Source organism: Bartonella sp. PS7NMGDW, from assembly GCF_042193585.1.
In the GTDB taxonomy this organism is placed as follows: Bacteria; Pseudomonadota; Alphaproteobacteria; order Rhizobiales; family Rhizobiaceae; genus Bartonella; species Bartonella grahamii.
The window spans coordinates 1-1176 of record NZ_JBHILX010000081.1; the positions used below are offsets into that span (position 1 = coordinate 1).

A 1176-nucleotide genomic window follows, 5' to 3' on the forward strand; every position below is an offset into this window, starting at 1 on the left:
AGCTCTGGATCATCTTCGTGTGTTATCCATTTTTTTTGTAGCTTCACACCAATTTCCAAGCGTCCAATCATGGAAACATTGTTGAGTACCGCAGGTGCAACGGGGAAAATATCGCCTGCAATATAAATCTTGCCATCCGTTAACGTTACGGTCCTTGTCTCTTTGTTGACAAAAGCATCAGCCCGTTCAACGCGATCTCCTTCTTGTGCCACAAGGCGCCCCAAGCGGTCATGCCGTCCTCTTATAATGGTTTGAACCTCATTCAGTTCACCACTTTGAATAAAGGGACGCGTGCCGTAAAAGACAACGCTTTGTTGTTCCTCTTTGCCGCGAGATCTGTCAATTGCAAAGGGTAAACCACTTTCATGCTTCATATTAAAACCTCAATAAAATCTTGAATTGTTCGCGAACATCGGCACGCAAAGGAATATTGACAGGCGTTTTGAGTATCTCGACACCGCCATTGAGTTCATTGGCGTCACACCAAAGCTTGCCAACCGCTATGTTTTCTGCGGGGGTGGCATGAACGAGAACAGAAACAAATGCGGCTTGTTTGCCGTCAACATCGTGAAAGTCTGTACGGGCAGCAAGAAACAACAGAGTGCCTGTTGTGGAAGGGTTAAATCTGCCGCCACAATGGCTGTACACACCATCCAAAGCCTGTTCGACAGGCGCTACAGCATAGCATCTTTGATACCCAATCACGCCATCTTGGCTGTCTCTTAACACGAGATAAAGCGTGCGACCATGAAACCATTCTGCCATCAGCATATCGCGTTCATGTTTTTTGACCGAACACCACGGAAAATTTGCCATATCCCATGGATAATCGATTTGGTTCCAGCTTAATTCTTCATCCCCATCATCTATCCAATTGCCAATAAGCTTGCCTTCTTCTCTTGTGAGCGTGTGATTGATCTCTGTTGTGCGTCCAAAGGAAAACAAAGTGTCCCCAGCTGTTAAACGAACACCGCTTTCATACTCCAACATGCTGTCATCAAGGCGTGACATATTGCATTCAACAGCTTGCACATCATAACCATAGGTCCCACGGCGAAAATCAGAGCGCAAACTTTTGGAAAGGTCGGTAATCGCTTCAATGACTTCAAGGCTTTTGCGTTCAGGCAACTGAACAAAATCAAGTTGAAAGGAATTCCACCATACCCGCCCCGTCCA

At 46.1% G+C, this 1176-nt stretch carries 2 protein-coding genes; both read right to left on the reverse strand.

The annotated features are described in order from the left end of the window. The coding region (locus ACFIKJ_RS09350) for a DUF4815 domain-containing protein (protein WP_375670548.1) at nt 1-374 on the reverse strand (374 nt) is incomplete at its 3' end. Between the two features lies 1 nt (nt 375). Next, nucleotides 376-1176 (reverse strand): phage tail protein (locus tag ACFIKJ_RS09355; protein WP_375670549.1); only part of this gene is annotated, 801 nt, incomplete at its 5' end.